18 protein-coding genes and 3 riboswitches are annotated in these 18407 nt (G+C 37.4%); of the genes, 8 read left to right on the forward strand and 10 right to left on the reverse strand.

Annotated elements, in window-relative coordinates:
* Positions 1-5: 5 nt before the first annotated feature.
* The 3 genes from DCE79_RS17305 to DCE79_RS17315 all read right to left on the reverse strand — a co-directional run bounded on the left by DCE79_RS17305 (position 6) and on the right by DCE79_RS17315 (position 2767).
* The gene (locus tag DCE79_RS17305) at positions 6-1586 is read right to left on the reverse strand and encodes an amidohydrolase (protein WP_108714194.1); all 1581 of its coding nucleotides are present in this window, start codon (positions 1584-1586) and stop codon (positions 6-8) included.
* 17 nt (positions 1587-1603) lie between these two features.
* Positions 1604-2080, reverse strand: coding sequence for a fructose-2,6-bisphosphatase (locus DCE79_RS17310; RefSeq protein ID WP_108714195.1), 477 nt, complete (start codon positions 2078-2080; stop codon positions 1604-1606).
* A gap of 117 nt (positions 2081-2197) precedes the next feature.
* Positions 2198-2767: a nucleoside/nucleotide kinase family protein gene (locus DCE79_RS17315; RefSeq protein WP_108714196.1), complete on the reverse strand. Its 570-nt coding sequence runs from the start codon at positions 2765-2767 to the stop codon at positions 2198-2200.
* Positions 2768-3307: 540 nt separating this feature from the next.
* On the opposite strand from DCE79_RS17315, the gene DCE79_RS17320 reads away from it, so the two are divergent.
* Both DCE79_RS17320 and DCE79_RS17325 read left to right on the forward strand, forming a co-directional pair.
* A complete protein-coding gene (locus tag DCE79_RS17320; RefSeq protein WP_108714197.1) occupies positions 3308-5050 on the forward strand; it encodes an ABC transporter ATP-binding protein in 1743 nt (580 codons plus the stop codon).
* Positions 5047-6786 carry an ABC transporter ATP-binding protein gene (locus DCE79_RS17325; protein WP_108714198.1) on the forward strand — a complete coding sequence of 580 codons (1740 nt, stop codon included), beginning with the start codon at positions 5047-5049 and terminating at the stop codon, positions 6784-6786. The genes DCE79_RS17320 and DCE79_RS17325 overlap by 4 nt, the downstream gene beginning before the upstream one ends.
* Before the next feature lie 75 nt (positions 6787-6861).
* Here the strand turns inward: DCE79_RS17325 and DCE79_RS17330 are convergent, their stop codons facing one another.
* On the reverse strand, positions 6862-9060 hold the full coding sequence (locus DCE79_RS17330; RefSeq protein ID WP_108714199.1) for an MMPL family transporter: 2199 nt from the start codon (positions 9058-9060) through the stop codon (positions 6862-6864).
* Between the two features lie 192 nt (positions 9061-9252).
* On the opposite strand from DCE79_RS17330, the gene DCE79_RS17335 reads away from it, so the two are divergent.
* The gene (locus DCE79_RS17335; protein WP_108714200.1) at positions 9253-10125 is read left to right on the forward strand and encodes a MerR family transcriptional regulator; all 873 of its coding nucleotides are present in this window, start codon (positions 9253-9255) and stop codon (positions 10123-10125) included.
* Positions 10126-10400: 275 nt separating this feature from the next.
* Here the strand turns inward: DCE79_RS17335 and DCE79_RS17340 are convergent, their stop codons facing one another.
* Positions 10401-10607, reverse strand: a complete 207-nt coding sequence (locus DCE79_RS17340) for a hypothetical protein (protein WP_108714201.1) — start codon at positions 10605-10607, stop codon at positions 10401-10403.
* 147 nt (positions 10608-10754) lie between these two features.
* A riboswitch (cobalamin riboswitch) is annotated at positions 10755-10937 on the forward strand.
* 216 nt (positions 10938-11153) lie between these two features.
* A riboswitch (cobalamin riboswitch) is annotated at positions 11154-11338 on the forward strand.
* 158 nt (positions 11339-11496) lie between these two features.
* On the opposite strand from DCE79_RS17340, the gene DCE79_RS17345 reads away from it, so the two are divergent.
* Positions 11497-11676 carry a hypothetical protein gene (locus DCE79_RS17345; protein WP_108714202.1) on the forward strand — a complete coding sequence of 60 codons (180 nt, stop codon included), beginning with the start codon at positions 11497-11499 and terminating at the stop codon, positions 11674-11676.
* Between the two features lie 94 nt (positions 11677-11770).
* Here DCE79_RS17345 and ahpF read toward each other — a convergent pair whose 3' ends face one another.
* From ahpF to DCE79_RS18880, 4 genes are all read right to left on the reverse strand, one after another.
* Positions 11771-13324 carry an alkyl hydroperoxide reductase subunit F gene (gene ahpF / locus DCE79_RS17350; RefSeq protein WP_108714203.1) on the reverse strand — a complete coding sequence of 518 codons (1554 nt, stop codon included), beginning with the start codon at positions 13322-13324 and terminating at the stop codon, positions 11771-11773.
* 229 nt (positions 13325-13553) lie between these two features.
* Positions 13554-14117: an alkyl hydroperoxide reductase subunit C gene (gene ahpC, locus DCE79_RS17355; protein ID WP_108714204.1), complete on the reverse strand. Its 564-nt coding sequence runs from the start codon at positions 14115-14117 to the stop codon at positions 13554-13556.
* A 564-nt stretch (positions 14118-14681) separates the two neighbouring features.
* Positions 14682-14804: a hypothetical protein gene (locus tag DCE79_RS18875; RefSeq protein ID WP_255417956.1), complete on the reverse strand. Its 123-nt coding sequence runs from the start codon at positions 14802-14804 to the stop codon at positions 14682-14684.
* 15 nt (positions 14805-14819) lie between these two features.
* Positions 14820-14942 (reverse strand): hypothetical protein, encoded by a 123-nt coding sequence (locus DCE79_RS18880; RefSeq protein WP_255417957.1) that lies wholly within the window; start codon positions 14940-14942, stop codon positions 14820-14822.
* A gap of 398 nt (positions 14943-15340) precedes the next feature.
* Between DCE79_RS18880 and DCE79_RS17360 the strand changes: the two genes are divergently transcribed.
* Together DCE79_RS17360 and DCE79_RS17365 are read left to right on the forward strand one after the other, a co-directional pair.
* Positions 15341-15580, forward strand: coding sequence for a (4Fe-4S)-binding protein (locus DCE79_RS17360; protein ID WP_369916789.1), 240 nt, complete (start codon positions 15341-15343; stop codon positions 15578-15580).
* Positions 15568-15837, forward strand: coding sequence for a GNAT family N-acetyltransferase (locus DCE79_RS17365; protein ID WP_108714205.1), 270 nt, complete (start codon positions 15568-15570; stop codon positions 15835-15837). The genes DCE79_RS17360 and DCE79_RS17365 overlap by 13 nt, the downstream gene beginning before the upstream one ends.
* A gap of 53 nt (positions 15838-15890) precedes the next feature.
* Here DCE79_RS17365 and DCE79_RS17370 read toward each other — a convergent pair whose 3' ends face one another.
* Positions 15891-16295, reverse strand: a complete 405-nt coding sequence (locus DCE79_RS17370) for a DUF948 domain-containing protein (protein ID WP_108714206.1) — start codon at positions 16293-16295, stop codon at positions 15891-15893.
* Between the two features lie 224 nt (positions 16296-16519).
* Positions 16520-16620: riboswitch (SAM riboswitch) on the forward strand.
* Between the two features lie 107 nt (positions 16621-16727).
* Here DCE79_RS17370 and DCE79_RS17375 point away from each other — a divergent pair.
* Both DCE79_RS17375 and DCE79_RS17380 read left to right on the forward strand, forming a co-directional pair.
* Positions 16728-17753, forward strand: a complete 1026-nt coding sequence (locus tag DCE79_RS17375) for a methionine ABC transporter ATP-binding protein (RefSeq protein ID WP_108714207.1) — start codon at positions 16728-16730, stop codon at positions 17751-17753.
* Entirely contained in the window at positions 17743-18405 is a 663-nt protein-coding gene (locus tag DCE79_RS17380) for a methionine ABC transporter permease (RefSeq protein ID WP_108714208.1), read from the forward strand. Before DCE79_RS17375 ends, DCE79_RS17380 begins: the two co-directional genes overlap by 11 nt.
* Positions 18406-18407: the final 2 nt, after the last annotated feature.

Here is an 18407-nt window from a genome sequence, read left to right on the forward strand (position 1 = left end):
CATAATTATTTTCTCTCAAATACAACCTTACCAGCTACGACCGTTTTCAATACTTTTGCTTTTAGCATCTGTTCGATTGTTCCATTCAATAAGTCCCGATCAAAAATCGAAAAGTCTGCATCGTATCCTACTTTAATCAAGCCGCGCTTATGCTCTTTGCAAATGGCCTGCGCACTGCCAACTGTATACATTTTTATTGCTTCATAACGTGACAATTTCTGTTCAGGAAAGTAGCCCTCATGTGTATCTGTTACTTTTTTTCGTTCTACGGCTGCGTATATATTTTTTAGCGGGCAAATCGCTTCAATCGGCGCGTCTGTTCCTGCAGCACACATAAAACCCTCGTCGATAAAAGTTTTCCACGCATATAAATGTCCTTTACGTTCCGTTCCTAGTTTTTCAAGTACCCACGGAAAATCAGACGGTACAAAAGCAGGCTGTAAATCTAAAATAATCGGTAATTTTTTCATGCGTGCTAATTGGTCTTCTGAAACGAGACAGCAGTGAATGAAACGATCTCGTTTTCCTTTAGGAGCTGGATATTTTTCGACAAGGGTAAGCACTTGTTCAATCGCAGCATCACCAATTAAATGTACAGCGATGGCTTCTTCATACTTTCGTGCAAGCTGAATATAGCTTTCCATTTGTTCATTTGTATGAATAAGTAGCCCGTAGTTTTGCGGGTCACTTGCATATGACTCAAGCAATGCCGCTGTTGAACCACCGAAAGAACCGTCAGCAAAAATTTTCATTGCACCCGCTTCTATAAATGGTGATTTATAAGAAGCTCGATCCTTCATCATTTGTTCAAACACCGTATGATGGCGCAGTAAATGCACACGAAAATTTTGCTGTGTGCCAATTACTTCATTGAAAGCAGTTAATGGATTTTCATAGGAGCCATAATAACTCATATCCTCCGTATGTCCACCCGTTAAACCGTAGCTCAACATATCGTCAATTGCTAATGACAACGATTTTTTCAATGCTTCCTTGTACGCTGTTCCACCTGTTGGTAGTGCTGAGGTTACAAGTTTTGTCGCCTGGTCATAAAATAACCCATTCAATGCCCCATTTTTATGCCGGCCTATTTTTCCACCTTCAGGGTCTACTTCCTCTTTTGTAAGTCCTCCTGCTTTAATCGCTGTTGAATTAGCTAACACCACATGATGACAAACACGATTGAGGATAACAGGGTTTTCACAAACGGCATCTAGCTCTATATTTGTCGGAATACGCCCGTCTAAAAATTGATTTTCATTCCAGCCATCCCCGATTAACCATTCCCTTGGTTGTAAGTATTGTGCAGTGTCCTTTACAACTTGAAGCAATTGCTCCGCACTTTGAACAGCTGTTAAGTCTAGGCGTTGTAGCTTATCCCCATGGCCGATTATATGCAGATGACTATCGACAAAGCCTGGATACATCGCCGATTGTTGTAAATCCATTACTTCATCTGCTAAGGAGCGTAATTGCTCATCTGCGCCTACTGCGGCGATTTTCCCATTTTCAACAAGTACAGCTTCCACTGTCGCCGTCTCATTTTCCATTGTATAAATTGTGCCATTTGTCCAAAGTTGCTTCATCGTTCCTATCCCCTAACCTACAAATCAAAATCTTGTCTTGTATATGGTTCACCAATTTTCATATGATCTAAAATTGATTCATAAGAGCCTTCATAAATAAACGTAATTTGCTGTAAATCCTTCAAATTCTCGAAATAAGAACGAGCTAATGTTTCAACAAACATGCCAGCACCTGTTGAGCCTTGAATCGTATATACGTTGCCACCTAAATTTAATGCTAAGCCCGTATCATTGTCTTCCAATGTGTAATCAAGCAGTTCCACATCATACTCATTTACTTTTGAAAAAATAAACGGTATTAAATTGCCCTCGTTACCTTCAAGCGGCACTTCAAACGGCATTGTGTGCACCGCGTCCGCATCTGATTTATATAAAATAATTGTTTGTTGCGTATTGTCGGTTCCTTGCGTTGAATTATCTATTTTTTCTTTCTCTGTGCCACAAGCTGCAAGTGCCAACATCAAAAATAGAACTATCGAAAATAATTTTTTCATAACCTACCCGCTCCTTTTATTTTGTTAAATTAACGATAACGAATACTACTAAACTTTTCAAATTCTGAGAAAAAATCCCTTCCACTATGAAAGGTAATCACAATAGAAGGGATTTGTTTATTTAATATAGCTTTGAATTTCTGCGATAATTTCTTCTAACTCGCGATTCGTCGTTTGAATGCGAATAAATTCACCTTCTAGCGCATTAAACTCTTCCACAAAACGTTTGCGTAACGCTTCATCATTTAATTGATCATCTAAAAAGCCGCGTCCACGTGCATCTAAACGTAATTGACGTTCGCCTTCTTCCACATCTAAATAGAAAATGTAGTCTGGTTTACGGATTGAGTAAAGCTCTGTTTCGTACTCATATTTTGCATCCACATCTTTTGCTCGATGCGAAACAACCGTATCGATAAAATGACGAATGCAATAAATATTATTGTCATGCTCGGCCATTTTTTCGTTAATCACTTCTGTTAAACGAACATTCGATGCTAAGTAATATAAATAATGTGCCGTTGGTGATTGATGGAAAAGCTTTTCATCAATATCATGACGATTTGATGAAAATGGATAGGGCGGTGATTTCAATAAGGATGAACCTGCATCTTCAAAATGTAATTGATCGCCAACCGTACTCGTACCGCTACCATCTAAACCTGTAATAACAACTAACTTACCCATTTGTACTCATCTCCTTTTGAATCCACAAAAATGTACCATATTTTCTTGAATTCGTAAATGTATCCTGGAGTACTGTTAGTTTTTCGTCACAAAAAACAAGCAGACGGAAAATAAAATGTTTTCAAAAAATATTGACAATGGTAATTTCCTCCACTAATATTAAGGAACACTAAATAAATTAAAACGTAAAGGAGGCTATGAATATGATGAACCCAATTGCAATTGTAATTGTAAAAAAACAAATTCAACCCACAACATCATATTGCCCTAGCCTGAATTATTTTTAATTTATGTAATTGCGCGTAATTAAAATGAGTACAGGTATGGACGTACCTGTGCCCTTTTTCGTTTGACACCTCTTCGAAAAATCGGATAGGTGTCTTTTTTATTGTTTTCTAACGAAGGATACCGCCAATTTAGTGTAAAAAAATTTTAGGAGGGCATGATTATGACTTTTCTCATGCAACGAAAACTATTAAAACAGGATCGATATGATGATGGGTAGCTCAAAGACATCCCAGAAAGAAAGTAGGTTAATGTATGTTTAATGTATTTGTAAAATTAAAATGGTTTTTTAAACAGTATCGTAAACAATATACCCTTGCCATTACGTTACTAATTCTTGCCAGTGTGATTGAAGTGTTACCACCATGGATTTTAGGTGAAGCAATTGATGCCATGACAAATGGTGAAATGGACAGTACGCAATTATTTAAGTATGTTGGTTTTATCTTGCTCGCAGCAATCTTCAGTTATGCTTTGAACTTCTATTGGCAATATCAATTATTCGGTGGTGCCATCGCACTTGACCGTATTTTACGAAAAAAATTAATGGCGCAATTTTTAAAAATGACGCCAACATTTTACGAAAAAAATCGTACCGGTGACCTTATGGCAAAAGCCACAAATGACTTAAATGCGGTAACGTTAACGGCCGGCTTCGGGGTTATGACACTTATTGATTCAACCGTGTTCATGGCACTGATTATTTTAGCAATGGGCTTCTTCATTTCATGGAAGCTAACAATTTTTGCGATGTTGCCGATTCCTGTGATGGCCATCATCATACAGTATTTAGGGAAAATTGTGCACGAACGCTATATGACCGCACAAGGAGCTTTCGGAGAAATGAACGATAGCGTCCTAGAATCAATTGCAGGTACACGTGTTATTCGCGCTTACGTGCAAGAAAATAAAGACGAAGACCGTTTTTCTGAAATGAGCGGAGATCTCTTTGAGAAAAACATGCAAGTTGCCTATATTAACGGTTTATTTATGCCAATCACAAAAATCGGTACAGGAATTTGTTATGTCATTGCGCTTGGCTACGGTGCGGTGCTTGTTTCCAACCATGAACTTACTGTTGGTCAGCTTGTGTCGTTTAACGTTTACCTAGGTTTAGCCATTTGGCCGATGTTCGCTATTGGTGAGCTGATTAACGTTATGCAGCAAGGTAGTGCCTCATTAGACCGTGTTCAAGAAACATTAGATTACGAAGCAGACGTTCAAAATCCGGCATCACCAACAACATATGCATCACCAAACTCAATCGGATTTTCAGAATTCACGTTCAAATATCCACTATCTCAAATGAAAAACTTACAGCAAATTTCATTGAATTTGCAAAAAGGGCAAACGCTTGGCATCGTCGGTAAAACAGGTGCTGGGAAGACAACATTCATTCGTCAGTTACTTCGTGAGTATCCACTTGGTAACGGTCAAATTGTCATTAATGACACGGACCTTGCGAACATGACGAAAGAACAAATTTTAGACTGGATTGGCTATGTACCACAAGACCATGTTCTATTTTCTCGTACGATTCGTGAAAATATTTTGTTCGGAAAAGAACAGGCATCGCCCGCTGATATTGATGAAGCAATTCGCCTTGCTGACTTCCAAAAAGATTTAGCGAATTTACCACTGGGCATTGAAACGCTCGTTGGTGAAAAAGGAGTTTCTTTATCAGGTGGACAAAAGCAGCGTGTATCTATTGCACGTGCGCTTATTAAAAATCCAGAAATCTTAATTTTAGATGATTCTTTATCTGCAGTAGATGCGAAAACAGAATCAAAAATTATCGAAAACATTCAAACAGAGCGTGCTGGAAAGACAACAATTATCTCCACACACCGCTTATCTGGTATTCAACATGCAGATGAAATTATCGTACTTGACGATGGCTTCATCGTGGAACGTGGAACACATGAAGAACTCCTTCATTTAGGTGGTTGGTACAAAGAGCAATTTGACCGCCAGCAGCTAGAGGAGGTGGCGGAATGAGTACATCGAAACGACTGTATTTATACGCTTTAAAATTTAAAAAACCGATTTTAATCGGATTATTCTTATTAACACTCGGTGTTGCAGCAGATATTGCAAGCCCGTTTATTGCTAAGTATATTATCGACCATTATATGGAGCCAGGAACTCTAAAAGTAGAGCCGATTGCGATTTTACTCGCCATCTTCTTCCTACTATCTGTATTAACAGCGGTGTTCCGTTATTTAATGAATATTTACTTACAACGTGGGTCAAACCATGTTATTCAACAGCTACGTAAAGACGTATTCGGGCATATTCAAAAGCTACCTATCGAATACTTCGATAACTTACCTGCTGGTAAAGTTGTTGCGCGTGTTACCAATGACACCGAGGCGATTCGTAATCTATATGTAACGGTGCTTTCCCAATTTGCGAACAGCTTCATTACCATTGCTGGGGTTTATATCGCATTATTTATTTTAAATTGGAAGATGGCTTTATTTGCGCTACTCGTTATTCCCATCGTTTATGTTTGGATGGTTTTATATCGTAAATACGCATCGCAATACAATCATGTCATTCGTACAAAAATTGCAGATATTAATGCAATGATTAACGAATCGATTAACGGGATGACCATTATTCAAGCGTTCCGTCGAGAAGATCAAATGAAGATCGAATTCGATGAGATGAATGATGAGCATTATGATTACAACCGTAAGCTTCTGATTTTAGATTCAGCAACATCGCATAACTTAGTCAATATTTTACGTTTAGGTATGTTTGCAGTGTTCGTGTTCTACTTTGGTACTCAATCAATGACACTCCCAGAAGCAGTTTCTGCTGGTACGCTGTATGCATTTGTCGATTACATTACACGTTTATTCAACCCAGTTACAAACCTTGTAAATCAGTTCTCGCAGTTAGAACGCTCACTTGTAGCAGGTTCTCGTGTATTTGAACTGTTAGATCAAAATGGTGAAGATGTAAGTAAAGACCGTATCGACCGCTATAAAGGCAATGTCGTGTTTGACCATGTATCCTTCGCTTATAAAGATGATGAATACGTACTTAAAGACATTAACTTTGAAGCAAAACAAGGCGAAACGATTGCACTTGTTGGTCATACAGGTTCAGGGAAAAGTTCAATTATGAATTTACTGTTCCGTTTCTATGATCCACAAAAAGGGCGCATCATTATTGATGGTCAAGATATTACAAAATTACCGCGTCAAGCAATTCGTGAGCATATGGGGATTGTATTGCAAGACCCATACCTTTTCACTGGAACAATCGCAACAAATGTCAGCTTAAACGATGAACGTATTTCACGTGAGACGATTGAAAAGGCATTAGAAGCCGTTGGTGGGGATCGTGTGTTAGCAAAATTTGAAAAAGGCCTAGATGAACCAGTTATTGAAAAAGGTAGTACCCTTTCATCTGGTCAGCGCCAATTAATTTCATTTGCCCGCGCATTAGCATTTGACCCTGCGATTTTAATTTTAGATGAAGCGACATCGAATATTGACTCAGAAACAGAGGAAATTATTCAGCATGCGATGGACGTCTTAAAACGAGGGCGTACAACATTTATCATCGCCCACCGTTTATCAACGATTAAAAACGCAGACAAAATTTTAGTATTAGACCGTGGTGAAATTGTCGAGTACGGCAATCACGATGAGCTTGTTGCACTTGGTGGTAAGTATGAATTGATGTACCGCCTACAATCCGGCTCTCTTACACAGCATTAGAAAAATAGATTTCGTGCCAAATAGCGCGAAATCACTAAAAAAGCGTATGGAATCTTAAATTCCATACGCTTTTTATTATTTCAATTTCTTATTCGGCCAATATGACCATTTACCAAACACCGTAATGAGCGCCGGTACAAGTAATGGGCGTACAACGAATGTATCGAGTAATACCCCTACTGCTGTTACAATACCAAACTGTACTAATAAACGAATCGGTAATGATGCTAATACTAAGAACGTACCTGCCAAAATTAACCCAGCCGATGTAATAACCGCACCCGTTGAGGCAATCCCTTTTGAAATCGCTTGCTTATGCGGAATACCGCGCTTACGATTTTTCCAAATATCCGAGATCATGAAAATGTTATAGTCATTTCCGAGTGCGATAATGAATACGAAACTATACAATGGTATCGCACTTGCCATCGCTTCATGACCTAAACCGTAATGGATAATTAACCATCCTGCTCCTAATGCTGAGAAGAATGAAATCAATACGGTAATCATGATTTGAATCGATGTGACAATCGCACGTAAGTACACTAACAATACAAGGAAAATAATAATAATCATTACTGGTTGAATTAGTTTTTCATCACCCAATTGAACTACTTTTTGGTCAAGCTGTGCACTTGTTTCGCCGCCGATCCAAAACTCATTATTTTCTAAGTTTTGCTTAGCTAAAATCGATTTTACATCTTCTTTCATTTGCTCAACGTCATCCATTGCAGCATTTGAATAAGGGTCTTTGTCTAAATCGATTTCATAAAGTTGAATGTTTTTCTTTGTTTCTCCTGTACGCATGTCTTCCACAAGACCTACATATGGTAATGCTTCTAACTCTTTTGTGATGTCTAGGTCTGTACCTTCTCCATCCACTAAAAGCTGAACGGGTGCTAATTCACCTGGTGTAAAGTTTTCAGCAATAATTGTAAACCCTTCACGTGAAGGCATATCCTCTGGGAATGAAGAAATTAAATCATAGTTGTATTTAATATTTGTTGAAGTAATCGCAAGACCAATTAAAATCACACCAGCAACAATGATAACTAACCAAGGTTTCGATGTTACAAACTCACCCACAGCACGCATGAATCGGTGATTTGGCTTACGCTCTTTATATGGTTTGTTTTTCTTTTCTGCATGGACTTTTTCTGCTTCTACTGTACGAGGAACAAATGGCCAAAACGCTGCTCGGCCTAAAATTCCAAGAACCGCTGGAAGTAATGTGACAACCGCAAAGCCCGTTACAAGTACACCAAAGCTAAATGGAACTGCAAAGCGTTGGAATGCACCGTAATCTGCTAAAGCTAATGTTGCTAAACCAATTACGACCGTTAAGCCACTCATAATAATGGCCCCTACCGATTCACGTACGGCTGTTGCCAAAGCTGTAAATTTGTTTTCTTCGACTAATAATACATCACGATAACGTGTGATTAAGAAGATACAATAATCCGTCCCTGCTCCAAACAGTAATACAACCATTATGGCTACTGCCTGTGCATCCTTATCAATCCAGCCATGGTCAGCCATCGCACCTAGTAATGGACTCACAACTAAATACGCGATTCCGACTACAACTAGTGGAATAATTGCTAAAATTGGTGAACGATATATTACTAATAAAATGATTAAAATAATCAAGACAGTGGCAACCATTAATTGGAAGTCTGCTGATTTGAATAAGTCCGTCGCATCGATCGAAATCCCTACTGGACCAGAGAAACGTGCATGTAAGCCGTCATCATCTAATTTTGTCTCATACGGATTTTCACCAAATTGTGCTTCTGTTCTTTCTTTAATATTAGCTAAGTTTTCTTTTAATACATCACTATTTTTATCAGGTGAGAAAAACACTGGTGTTACAATGGCTTTCCCATTTTCCGATACTGCGCCCATTAACGCTTGAACAGGCATCTCGTGGAATGGTGGCAATGTTTGTTGGCCATCTAACGGATCCTCTGCTAATTGTTTATATAGTTGCTGAATGTTTGTTAAATCTGCTTCTGTTAATCCCGCATCTTTATACCAAGTAATTAATAGCGGAATTCCACTATTTGAAGAGAATTGCTCTTCAATAATTCCCCCTGCTTGTACGGATGTATACGTGTCAGGGATTTCTTCACCCACATAATTTTCTACACTGTTAATTTGTGGGAAAATAAGAGCAAATACGACTGCAAAAATAATCCATAACGATGCAACAATCCATCGTGTATTTTTTCCGCCCATAATTTGACCCCATTTTTCTAATGGATGTTTTGACATATCATTTCCTCCTCCGTGTTAATCTCTAGCCTTGTTACCTACTCTGACCATAGATAACTTTATCTTATAAAAATCCTTACCCTTTTCAAACCTTATACAAACATTGTACAGGAAATGAAAAACATTTGACAAGTAGTTTTTTTTTCGATTGAATAGAACTTAATAATTATTTCGTTAGGAGGTGCTTTAAATTTGAATCCCACATCTTATTCAATCCAACAAGTCGCTGAAATTACAGGACTGTCCAAACAGGTGATACGAAAATGGGAAGATCGCTATCAAATTATCCAGCCTCGAAGATTAGACAATGGTTATCGAATGTATAGCGAAGATGAAGTACAAACCTTAATAGGACTTACTTCCCTTACGAATAGCGGTATGACAATTAAACAAGCGATTGAACATTATTCGAAACTAAAAAATTCGCTTGAAGTAAACCCGGTTATCCATTCTAGAAACGCCCTCATTCAGGCTGGGACAGAGGGAAATGAACAAGAAATTCTGCATTTGCTTGAGCAAGCACTTCATAAATTCGGTGTCGAGAAGCTAATTGAAGAAATTATCATTCCTTTTTTACACGAAGTCGGGCAACTTTGGTGTGAAAACGCTTGGGGGGAATATCAAGAAGCAATTAGCAGCCAAACCGTTCGTGACTTTTTAAGTCATATTCGTCGACACTTTTTCGTGCCTGAAGATGCACCACTTGTATTAGGAAGCTGTCTACCTGGAGAAAGACATGAAATTCCGATGCAAATTTTACTTATCCAATGTATGCTGCGCGGCTATCAGACATCGATGCTCGGTCCATCACCCGCGCCAACAGCTATCCAGTCAACTATTGCATTGAAAAAGCCAATAATTGTCTTACTGACAGGTTCAACGGATATAGCGTTCACAGAGCACGCACAATCGATTTTCACCCTCGAAAAATTGGCACAAGCGCATCGGGACATTTCCTTTTTCATCGGTGGTGCTGGTTCGGAAAAATATTATAAACAATTTCAATTGAATGCCTTGAAACTATCGCAATCCATTCATGATATTTTTCCAAAAGAAAACTTTTAATAAAAATTTAGGCTACCTAAAATCATCTTTTAGGCAGCCTTTCATTTTTTAAGGCGCTTTTCATCAAAAGTCGTTAGCTTCCCTGCTACCCGTTTCATTTTACAGATTATTTCAATTATAAACACTTCATTACGCGATAGCCATAAATTGATAAATCCACTTTCTCGTGTTGTCAGTGTTTCATCGATAACAACTTTACCTGACAACCCGTTAAACTGTGCCGAAGAACAAAAAAGCGATTTTGCATGTTGAATTTTGCAAAACCGCTTAAACTATTAATCTGGTTGATTTTTTCGTTCACTGCCTGAAGTAGATTTTGTTTCATCCTTGTTTTTTTCGTCTTTCACTTCATCATTTAACTCTTCAACTGGAATCGGATCAACGTATTTCATCTGTTCGTCTTTATCAAAAATACTTTCCTTGTCCGTGTTTAGCATATCTGGGTTATCCATTTTTTTATGTTTAATTTTATCATTCTTCATAAAAAAACCTCCTAAATCATTCTATTAATACGTATTCCCCAAAAAATAAAAAAATACACTTTTAATAGATTAAACTTAAATCCACTGCTACTATTTCGCCAAAATATTATTTTTTTTATTTTGCTTTATGTTATAGTAATAGCAACTACATATCGTGTAAAAATTGGTGCTTATGAAAATAAGCTTAAAAGGGAAGTACGTTGAAAATGCGTCGCTGTCCCGCAACTGTAATTCGAAAGTTCCTTACAAATACCACTGTTTTAATACGGGAAGGTGTAAGGCGCGTTTGATCGATAAGCCAGGAGACCTGCCAATTTCAGTACACACCAAGTGCCTACGTGGAAATAGGTGGTGATGACAGAAGTACGACAAACGACATTCAATGAGCATGATTTTTGTGCACTTTTTTGATTTGATTTTCGCGTATTGAAAGCCACTTCCATTGTAGAAGATGGCTTTTTTTGTTGTTTAAAACTAGTGCTTGTAAGATAGCTATTTGCTTTAACTCTCCCCTATGAGGTTTTCAGGTAGCTATCTTAGAATCACTATGATTCTAGCGGAAAAGGTTCAAGCTTAAACGTTTGATGAAAAGGGAAGAACGGTGTGAATCCGTCGCTGTCCCGCAACTGTAACTCGAAAGTCCCTCACAAATACCACTATTACCGAAAATAGTAGGGTGTGGTGCGTTTAATCGATAAGCCAGGAGACCTGCCTTTTCAAGTACAAACCGTTATACCTACGAGGATAGGAGGTGCAGAGTATGAACACTAACCATACTCATTGTGCGAAACCGAAACGAAAGGATTTTCTTTACTACAGAAAATACCCTTCCATTTGGTTTCAATGTCATGTATTTAATGAATAGTTGAAATCAAAAGGAGCAATGATAATGAATACAAATTACGAAGCCTTATTAAAAGAACAAGTAATGCAGCAAATTTTAGGAAATGATTCTCGAAACTTACAATCTGCCGCCCAATTTTTAATCACACAACATAAAGAAGACCAACATCAAATTATGAAAGCTTATCAAAAAGTGAATACTGAAATCTTTGGCGATCTCGTTTAAAAACATATAAAAATCCGTTGTACAAATTGCGTACAACGGATTCTTTTAGCTCACAATAATGGACAATAAGACGTCCAAAGATTGAAGGTTCCTTTTATGCTTCTACTAACTCACGGTTTTGAACGTTACGAATCATATAATCGAATGCGCCAAGTGCTGCTGTTGCACCTGAACCCATTGAAATGACGATTTGTTTGTACACGGTATCTGTGCAGTCACCTGCTGCGAATACACCTGGCATGCTAGTCGCACCATGTTTATCAATGACGATTTCATGGCGTTCATTCATTTCTAATGCACCTTGTAGGAACTCAGTGTTTGGTAATAAACCAATTTGAATGAAGACACCTTCTAGCGCAACATGCTTTTCTTCACCAGACACTCGGTCAGTGTAAGTTAAGCCGTTTACTTTATCTGTACCTGTAATTTCTTGAGTTAGTGCATTTGTAATAACTGTTACATTTTTTAAGCTACGAACGCGCTCTTGTAACACTTTATCAGCTTTTAACTCTTCGCTGCGTTGAATTAACGTTACGTGATTGACAATACCCGCTAGGTCGATTGCCGCTTCAACACCTGAGTTACCTCCACCAATAACAGCTACATCTTTTCCTTTAAAAATCGGACCATCACAGTGTGGGCAGTAAGCAACGCCTTTATTTTTGAACTGTTCTTCACCTGGCGCACCAAGCTGACGGTAACGTGCTCCTGTTGAAAGGATCACTGTTTTCCCTTTTAATACGGCACCATTTTCTAATGTGACTTCAACGAAATCTTTTTTCTCGATTTTCGCTACGCGTTGCGATTTCATGATATCAACATTGTAATCTAATACATGCGCTTCTAAGCTTGATACGAATGCTGGACCTTCAGTCGCTTTCGTACCAATAATGTTTTCGATCGATAACGTATCGTTTACTTGACCACCAAAACGTTCTGCCACGATACCTGTACGAATCCCTTTACGTGCTGAGTAAATTGCTGCAGCAGAACCCGCTGGACCACCACCGACAACTAATACGTCAAATGGTTCAACATTTTCAAACTCTGAACCATCCGATACTTCACCAAGTTTTGTTAAAATATCTTCTAATTCCATACGACCGCCACCAAAGTTTTCGCCGTTTAAGAATACTGTTGGTACCGCCATAATGTCGCGCGCTTGAATTTCTTCTTGGAATGCGCCACCTTCGATCATCGTATTTGAGATGTTCGGGTTTAATACAGACATAATATTTAATGCTTGTACAACGTCTGGGCAGTTGTGACAAGTTAAGCTTACGTACGTTTCGAACTTCATCGTTTTTTTAATCGCTTGAATACGTTTTACAACTGCCGCATCTACTTTTGGTGCACGACCTGAAACTTGTAATAACGCTAAGACCAGCGAAGTGAATTCATGGCCAAGTGGTAGCCCTGCGAATACCACACCCGATTCTTCGCCCGCTTTATTCACACTGAAGCTTGGTGTACGATCTAAAACGGCGTGTTGCACGGTAATGCGTGGAGACATTTTTTCAATTTCTTCTACTAGCTCTAACATATCCCCGGATGTTTTATCGTCACCCACGCTTACTTTTAGGACAAGATCCCCTTCAAGCATTGTTAAATATTGTTGTAATTGTGTTTTAATTTGATTATCTAACATTGTCTTTGCTGCTGCATGAACACTGCTTATTGTTTACTTTCAAAAAATAAGTAGCCATTCTCTCTCTAATACAGCAAGCTGTTCACCTCTTTTCATCTATATGTAAAGATAGAGAGCTTACCTTGAATTTTCCCTAATTAAAAATAGAGCGACAAAAATCAAGCCATGAAGGTTGTTTTTGCCGCTTTGTGTGTTGTTATTTAAAACGAAACATCGTTCAAACTTAAAATTATAGTTTACCTACTAAGTCTAAGCTTGGAGTTAAAGTTTCGCCGCCTTCTTGCCATTTAGCTGGGCAAACTTCACCTGGATTTTTACGTACATATTGAGCTGCTTTAATTTTGTTAACTAAAATTGAAGCGTCACGGCCAATACCACCAGCATTGATTTCGTAAGCTTGTACAATACCATCTGGATCGATGATGAATGTACCACGTTCTGCTAAACCGTCTTCTTCGTTTAATACGTCGAAGCCTCGAGAGATTGTGTGCGTTGGGTCACCAATCATGATGTACTCGATTTTGCTGATTTTTTCAGAAGAATCGTGCCATGCTTTGTGAGTGAAGTGAGTGTCAGTTGATACTGAGTAAACTTCTACTCCTAAAGATTTTAATGTAGCGTATTCGTTTTGTAAGTCTTCTAATTCAGTTGGGCAAACGAAAGTGAAGTCTGCTGGGTAGAAGCATACTACTGACCATTGTCCTTTGAAGTTTTCTGAAGATACGTCGATGAATTCACCGTTTTGGAATGCTTTTGCATTGAATTCTGCAATTTCTTTACCGATTAAAGCCATTTTAAATTTCCTCCTTATATATGCGTAAATCATCTTTATAATTATTATAAAATAATTATTATTACCATCTAGAATTATCTTACATTATTCAACTTTCGTCAACCTTCCAAAGCCAAATATTCCTCTATGTTCACAAATACTCCAACTAAAAACTTATGGACACCTCAAATAATATTTATAACAGAATAGATAAAAAATCTACAATACAACGATAATTATATGTTTAAAGCAAAGTTATTCTACTTCAATGGATTTCACTTTTAAATTTAAAGATTGCTTTTTCCCAAAACAAAAAGAAGAAGTTTCTCACTTCGTTGAATCCTCTCCTTTTTAACCTTCATATTTTCTCGCTTATCTACATGTTCACATAATAATTGAGAAAATCATAAAATATGTTCTAATTTTTCTGTATGTCCTACTAACATATCAAATAGCAAATTCAATTGTTTTAAAGACACCAACCATGGATAATAGCTCTTCACTATTTGCTGCATTACTTATTAAAAGGAGCACACTATGCACCTTATTAAGAACACAAAAAAACAGTAGCACAGGCTACTGTTTTTAGTTTGTAAATGATAATACGGCATTTTTATAGTTTGCTAATTTGTTCGCTGCCTCATTTTTTGTTGTGTATTCGAACATACGAATATCATTTGGATTATTGAATACTGTTACTACCCACATGGTTTATCGCTCCTTTTATTTTGTATATGATAATACGGCGTTTTTATATTTTGCTAATTCTTTAGATGCTTCATTTTTCGTTGTATATTCGAACATACGAATATCATTTTGACTGTTAAAAACGGTTACTACCCACATGTTTCATTTCTCCTTTGATTTCAAATCTGTATTATAAAATCGTTCATTCCCCAATGACTTTCGCGACTTGTTGTATAACACCTTACTTGAATCCCATTCTACTCCGATTTCTTTAAAAAGAAAGTGAAATCGATAGCTTTTCACAATGTATTCATAATTAAAACGCTTTCTTTGAACACTTTGTGACACTCGTTTTTTGGAGGTCTAAAACACAAAATAGAAAATTAAATCTTTAAACAGCATCTTCTGTTGTAGTACAGAATAAAAACGCTTTCTTTTAAAACAAAAGGATAATTATTACATTTATAAGGTGCATTACCTTGTTTATTTGTTAAAAATACATCGTTTTAGGGTATGTGTAATATACGTATTCCTATCTATTTAGAGGCAGGTGACTTATGAAGGAAGAACAATTAGTAAATGAAGGTTACCGAAAATACATTGGCGATCATATCGATGTATTTTTTACCGATATTTGTGAGCGTTCAGGAAATTGTGTCCGTGGGAGTCCTAATGTTTTTGATACAAAGCGAAAGCCGTGGATTATTGCAGACGCTGCATCAACCGATGAAGTAGCTGCCGTCATCTGGAGCACTTCAATATATTCGAAAAGAGGGATAAACCATTGCAAATTTTAATTGAGGAAAAACGTGTAATTGCTACAGAGAATGGTAAAGAGCTTGGGGAGATGACCTTCGTTAAGTCTAGTGACCAATTTTTCATTATTGATCATACAGGTGTTGCCGATGAGGCACGTGGTCGTGGTGTTGGACAAGAAATGGTGAAAACTTTTGTTGAGTTTGCACGAGAAAACGGCAAAAAAATCGTTCCACTTTGTCCATTTGCGAAGGCACAATTCACCAAAAATCCTAACTATGAAGATGTATTAGAGTAAAACCAAAACGCTTCGTCGATTATATAATTAGACGAAGCGTTTTTTGTTTACTATTACTGCGCTTTTCGATTTAAAAAGCCCATCGCGATGTTCGTCCATTGCTCGACTTCCGCTTGCTTTTGTGCATCGTTTTGAACATTCTTCACAATGGCTAGCGTCGCTTTTTGTGTAGACTCAGACACTTCATTTAACATATTTCCTGAATCTTTTACCGATTGGACAAGAGCTTGAAACGATGTTTTCTTATAGTCAATATCCGTTTTCATTCGGTCCACCGTTGACGTAAGTGCCGTTGTTTGCGTTTGAACTCCGTTTAGCTGCTTTTGAATCCCCTCTACATGTGACAAAATAATTGTAATCGTATTTTTTAGCGGGACAACAACGACTGCAATACATCCAACTAAAGCAACGACTGCAACGATTAAAATAATAACGGTAGCTAAAAGCCATGGATTCATCTTTATTCCTCCTTTTCAATGAACTATTATCTTATATTTTATTATAATTACCCTCATTTTTACTAATTTATCCGTTCCATGTTCCTACCTTCAAATTAGTTTCATCATGAACTTTAATAATAACATCTTAAAAAAAATTTTTTCTGAAAATTTAAATATAGTTATTGACAATAGAATTACTTGGATTTAAGATTAAGAACATATCAAACGCAACTGAATATATTTTCTTATCAAGAGAGATGGAGGGACAGGCCCTTTGAAGTCTCGGCAACAGCTATTTTAGCATTGTGCCAAATCCTGCAAGTGTAAACTTGGAAGATAAGATCAAAAGTGATGAAGTCTATTCAACCTTTCGTATCTTATTTTTTATGATACGAGAGGTTTTTTTGTTTTAAAAATAACTTTTGCAAGGGAATGAAAGTAGGTTTTTAAATGATCGAATTTTCAAATATATCAAAGACATTCAAAATGAAAGACCGTGAAGTGCACGCTGTTAAAAATGTAAATTTAACGGTACATAAAGGAGATATTTTTGGCATTATCGGTTTTAGTGGCGCAGGAAAAAGTACGTTACTGCGATTAGTTAATTCTCTAGAACAGCCAACAACCGGCTCCATTACCGTTAACGGTACGGACTTAGCGAAAATTTCTCAAAAAGAGCTTCGTCAATTGCGACGAAACATCGGAATGATTTTCCAGAACTTTAACTTAATGACCTCGCGTACTGTAGCAGGAAATATCGCTTATCCATTAAAACTTGCAGGCAAATCCAAAAGTGAGATTGAGCGAAGAACTGCAGAATTATTAAAGTTTGTTGGGTTATCTGAAAAAGCAAAGGATTACCCAGAACAATTATCAGGCGGACAAAAGCAGCGAGTCGGAATCGCTCGTGCACTTGCTACAAACCCTGATATTTTAATTTGCGATGAAGCAACTTCCGCGCTAGATCCTGAAACAACAGCGGATATATTGAGATTATTAAAACGCGTGAATGAAGAACTCGGGATTACTGTCTTACTAATTACACATGAAATGCATGTCATCCAAACGATTTGTAATCGTGTTGCTGTTATGGAAAATGGACAGGTCATTGAAAGTGGCAATGTCTACGACGTTTTCACCCAACCACAACATCCGACAACACAACGCTTTATCCAATCTGTACATCAAGATATGCCATCCGAACACATTTTAAAAGAATGGAAGCAATCTGGTGGACAACATTTATACCGAATATTATTTAAAGGCTCATTAACTCATAACCCATTACTTTCTGAAATTACACAAAAACATCAAGTACCGTTCAATATCATTTACGGATCGGTACGAGAATTGCAAAATAAAATGTTTGGCAATCTTCTCGTTTCATTTAAAGGTAATGATGCACAAGTGAACTATGTAATAGAAGAACTTTCACAAATTGTAGAAGTAGAGGAGGTTTTATTAAATGAAGGTTGATTGGAATACATTTTGGCCGAGGATTGCAGAAGCAACAGGTGAAACACTTTTTATGGTCATTTTAACGCTTCTTTTCGGTTCAATTCTTGGTATAACGCTAGGTTTACTTTTATTTGTTACAAGAGAAAACAATATTCTTGAAAGCAAAATTACATTTAACTTACTAAATATCTTAATTAATATTATTCGACCTGTTCCATTTATTATTTTCTTAGTGGCTATATCCCCTCTCACACGCTTAGTAATGGGGACCACAATTGGAACATCCGCAGCCGTCTTTCCAATGACCATTGCTTCTGCATTTGGGATTGCACGAATTGTGGAAACAAATCTTATTGGTATTGACCCCGGTGTTATAGAGGCAGCAAAAGCAATGGGAGCCAGCCCGTTTCAAATTATTTTTACGGTGTTAATCCCTGAAGCACTTGGACCTCTAATTTTAGGTTTAACATTCGTCACAATTAGTTTAATCGACTTTTCAGCAGTAGCAGGAACAGTTGGTGGAGGTGGTTTAGGTCATATCGCAATCACTTACGGTTACCAACGATTCGATACAAGTGTCATGATCGTCACCGTCATTATATTAATTATTCTTGTACAACTTGCACAATGGTTAGGCAACGCATTAGCAAAAAAAATATTAAGACGATAGGA

This window comes from Lysinibacillus sp. 2017 (assembly GCF_003073375.1).
Classification (GTDB): domain Bacteria; phylum Bacillota; class Bacilli; order Bacillales_A; family Planococcaceae; genus Solibacillus.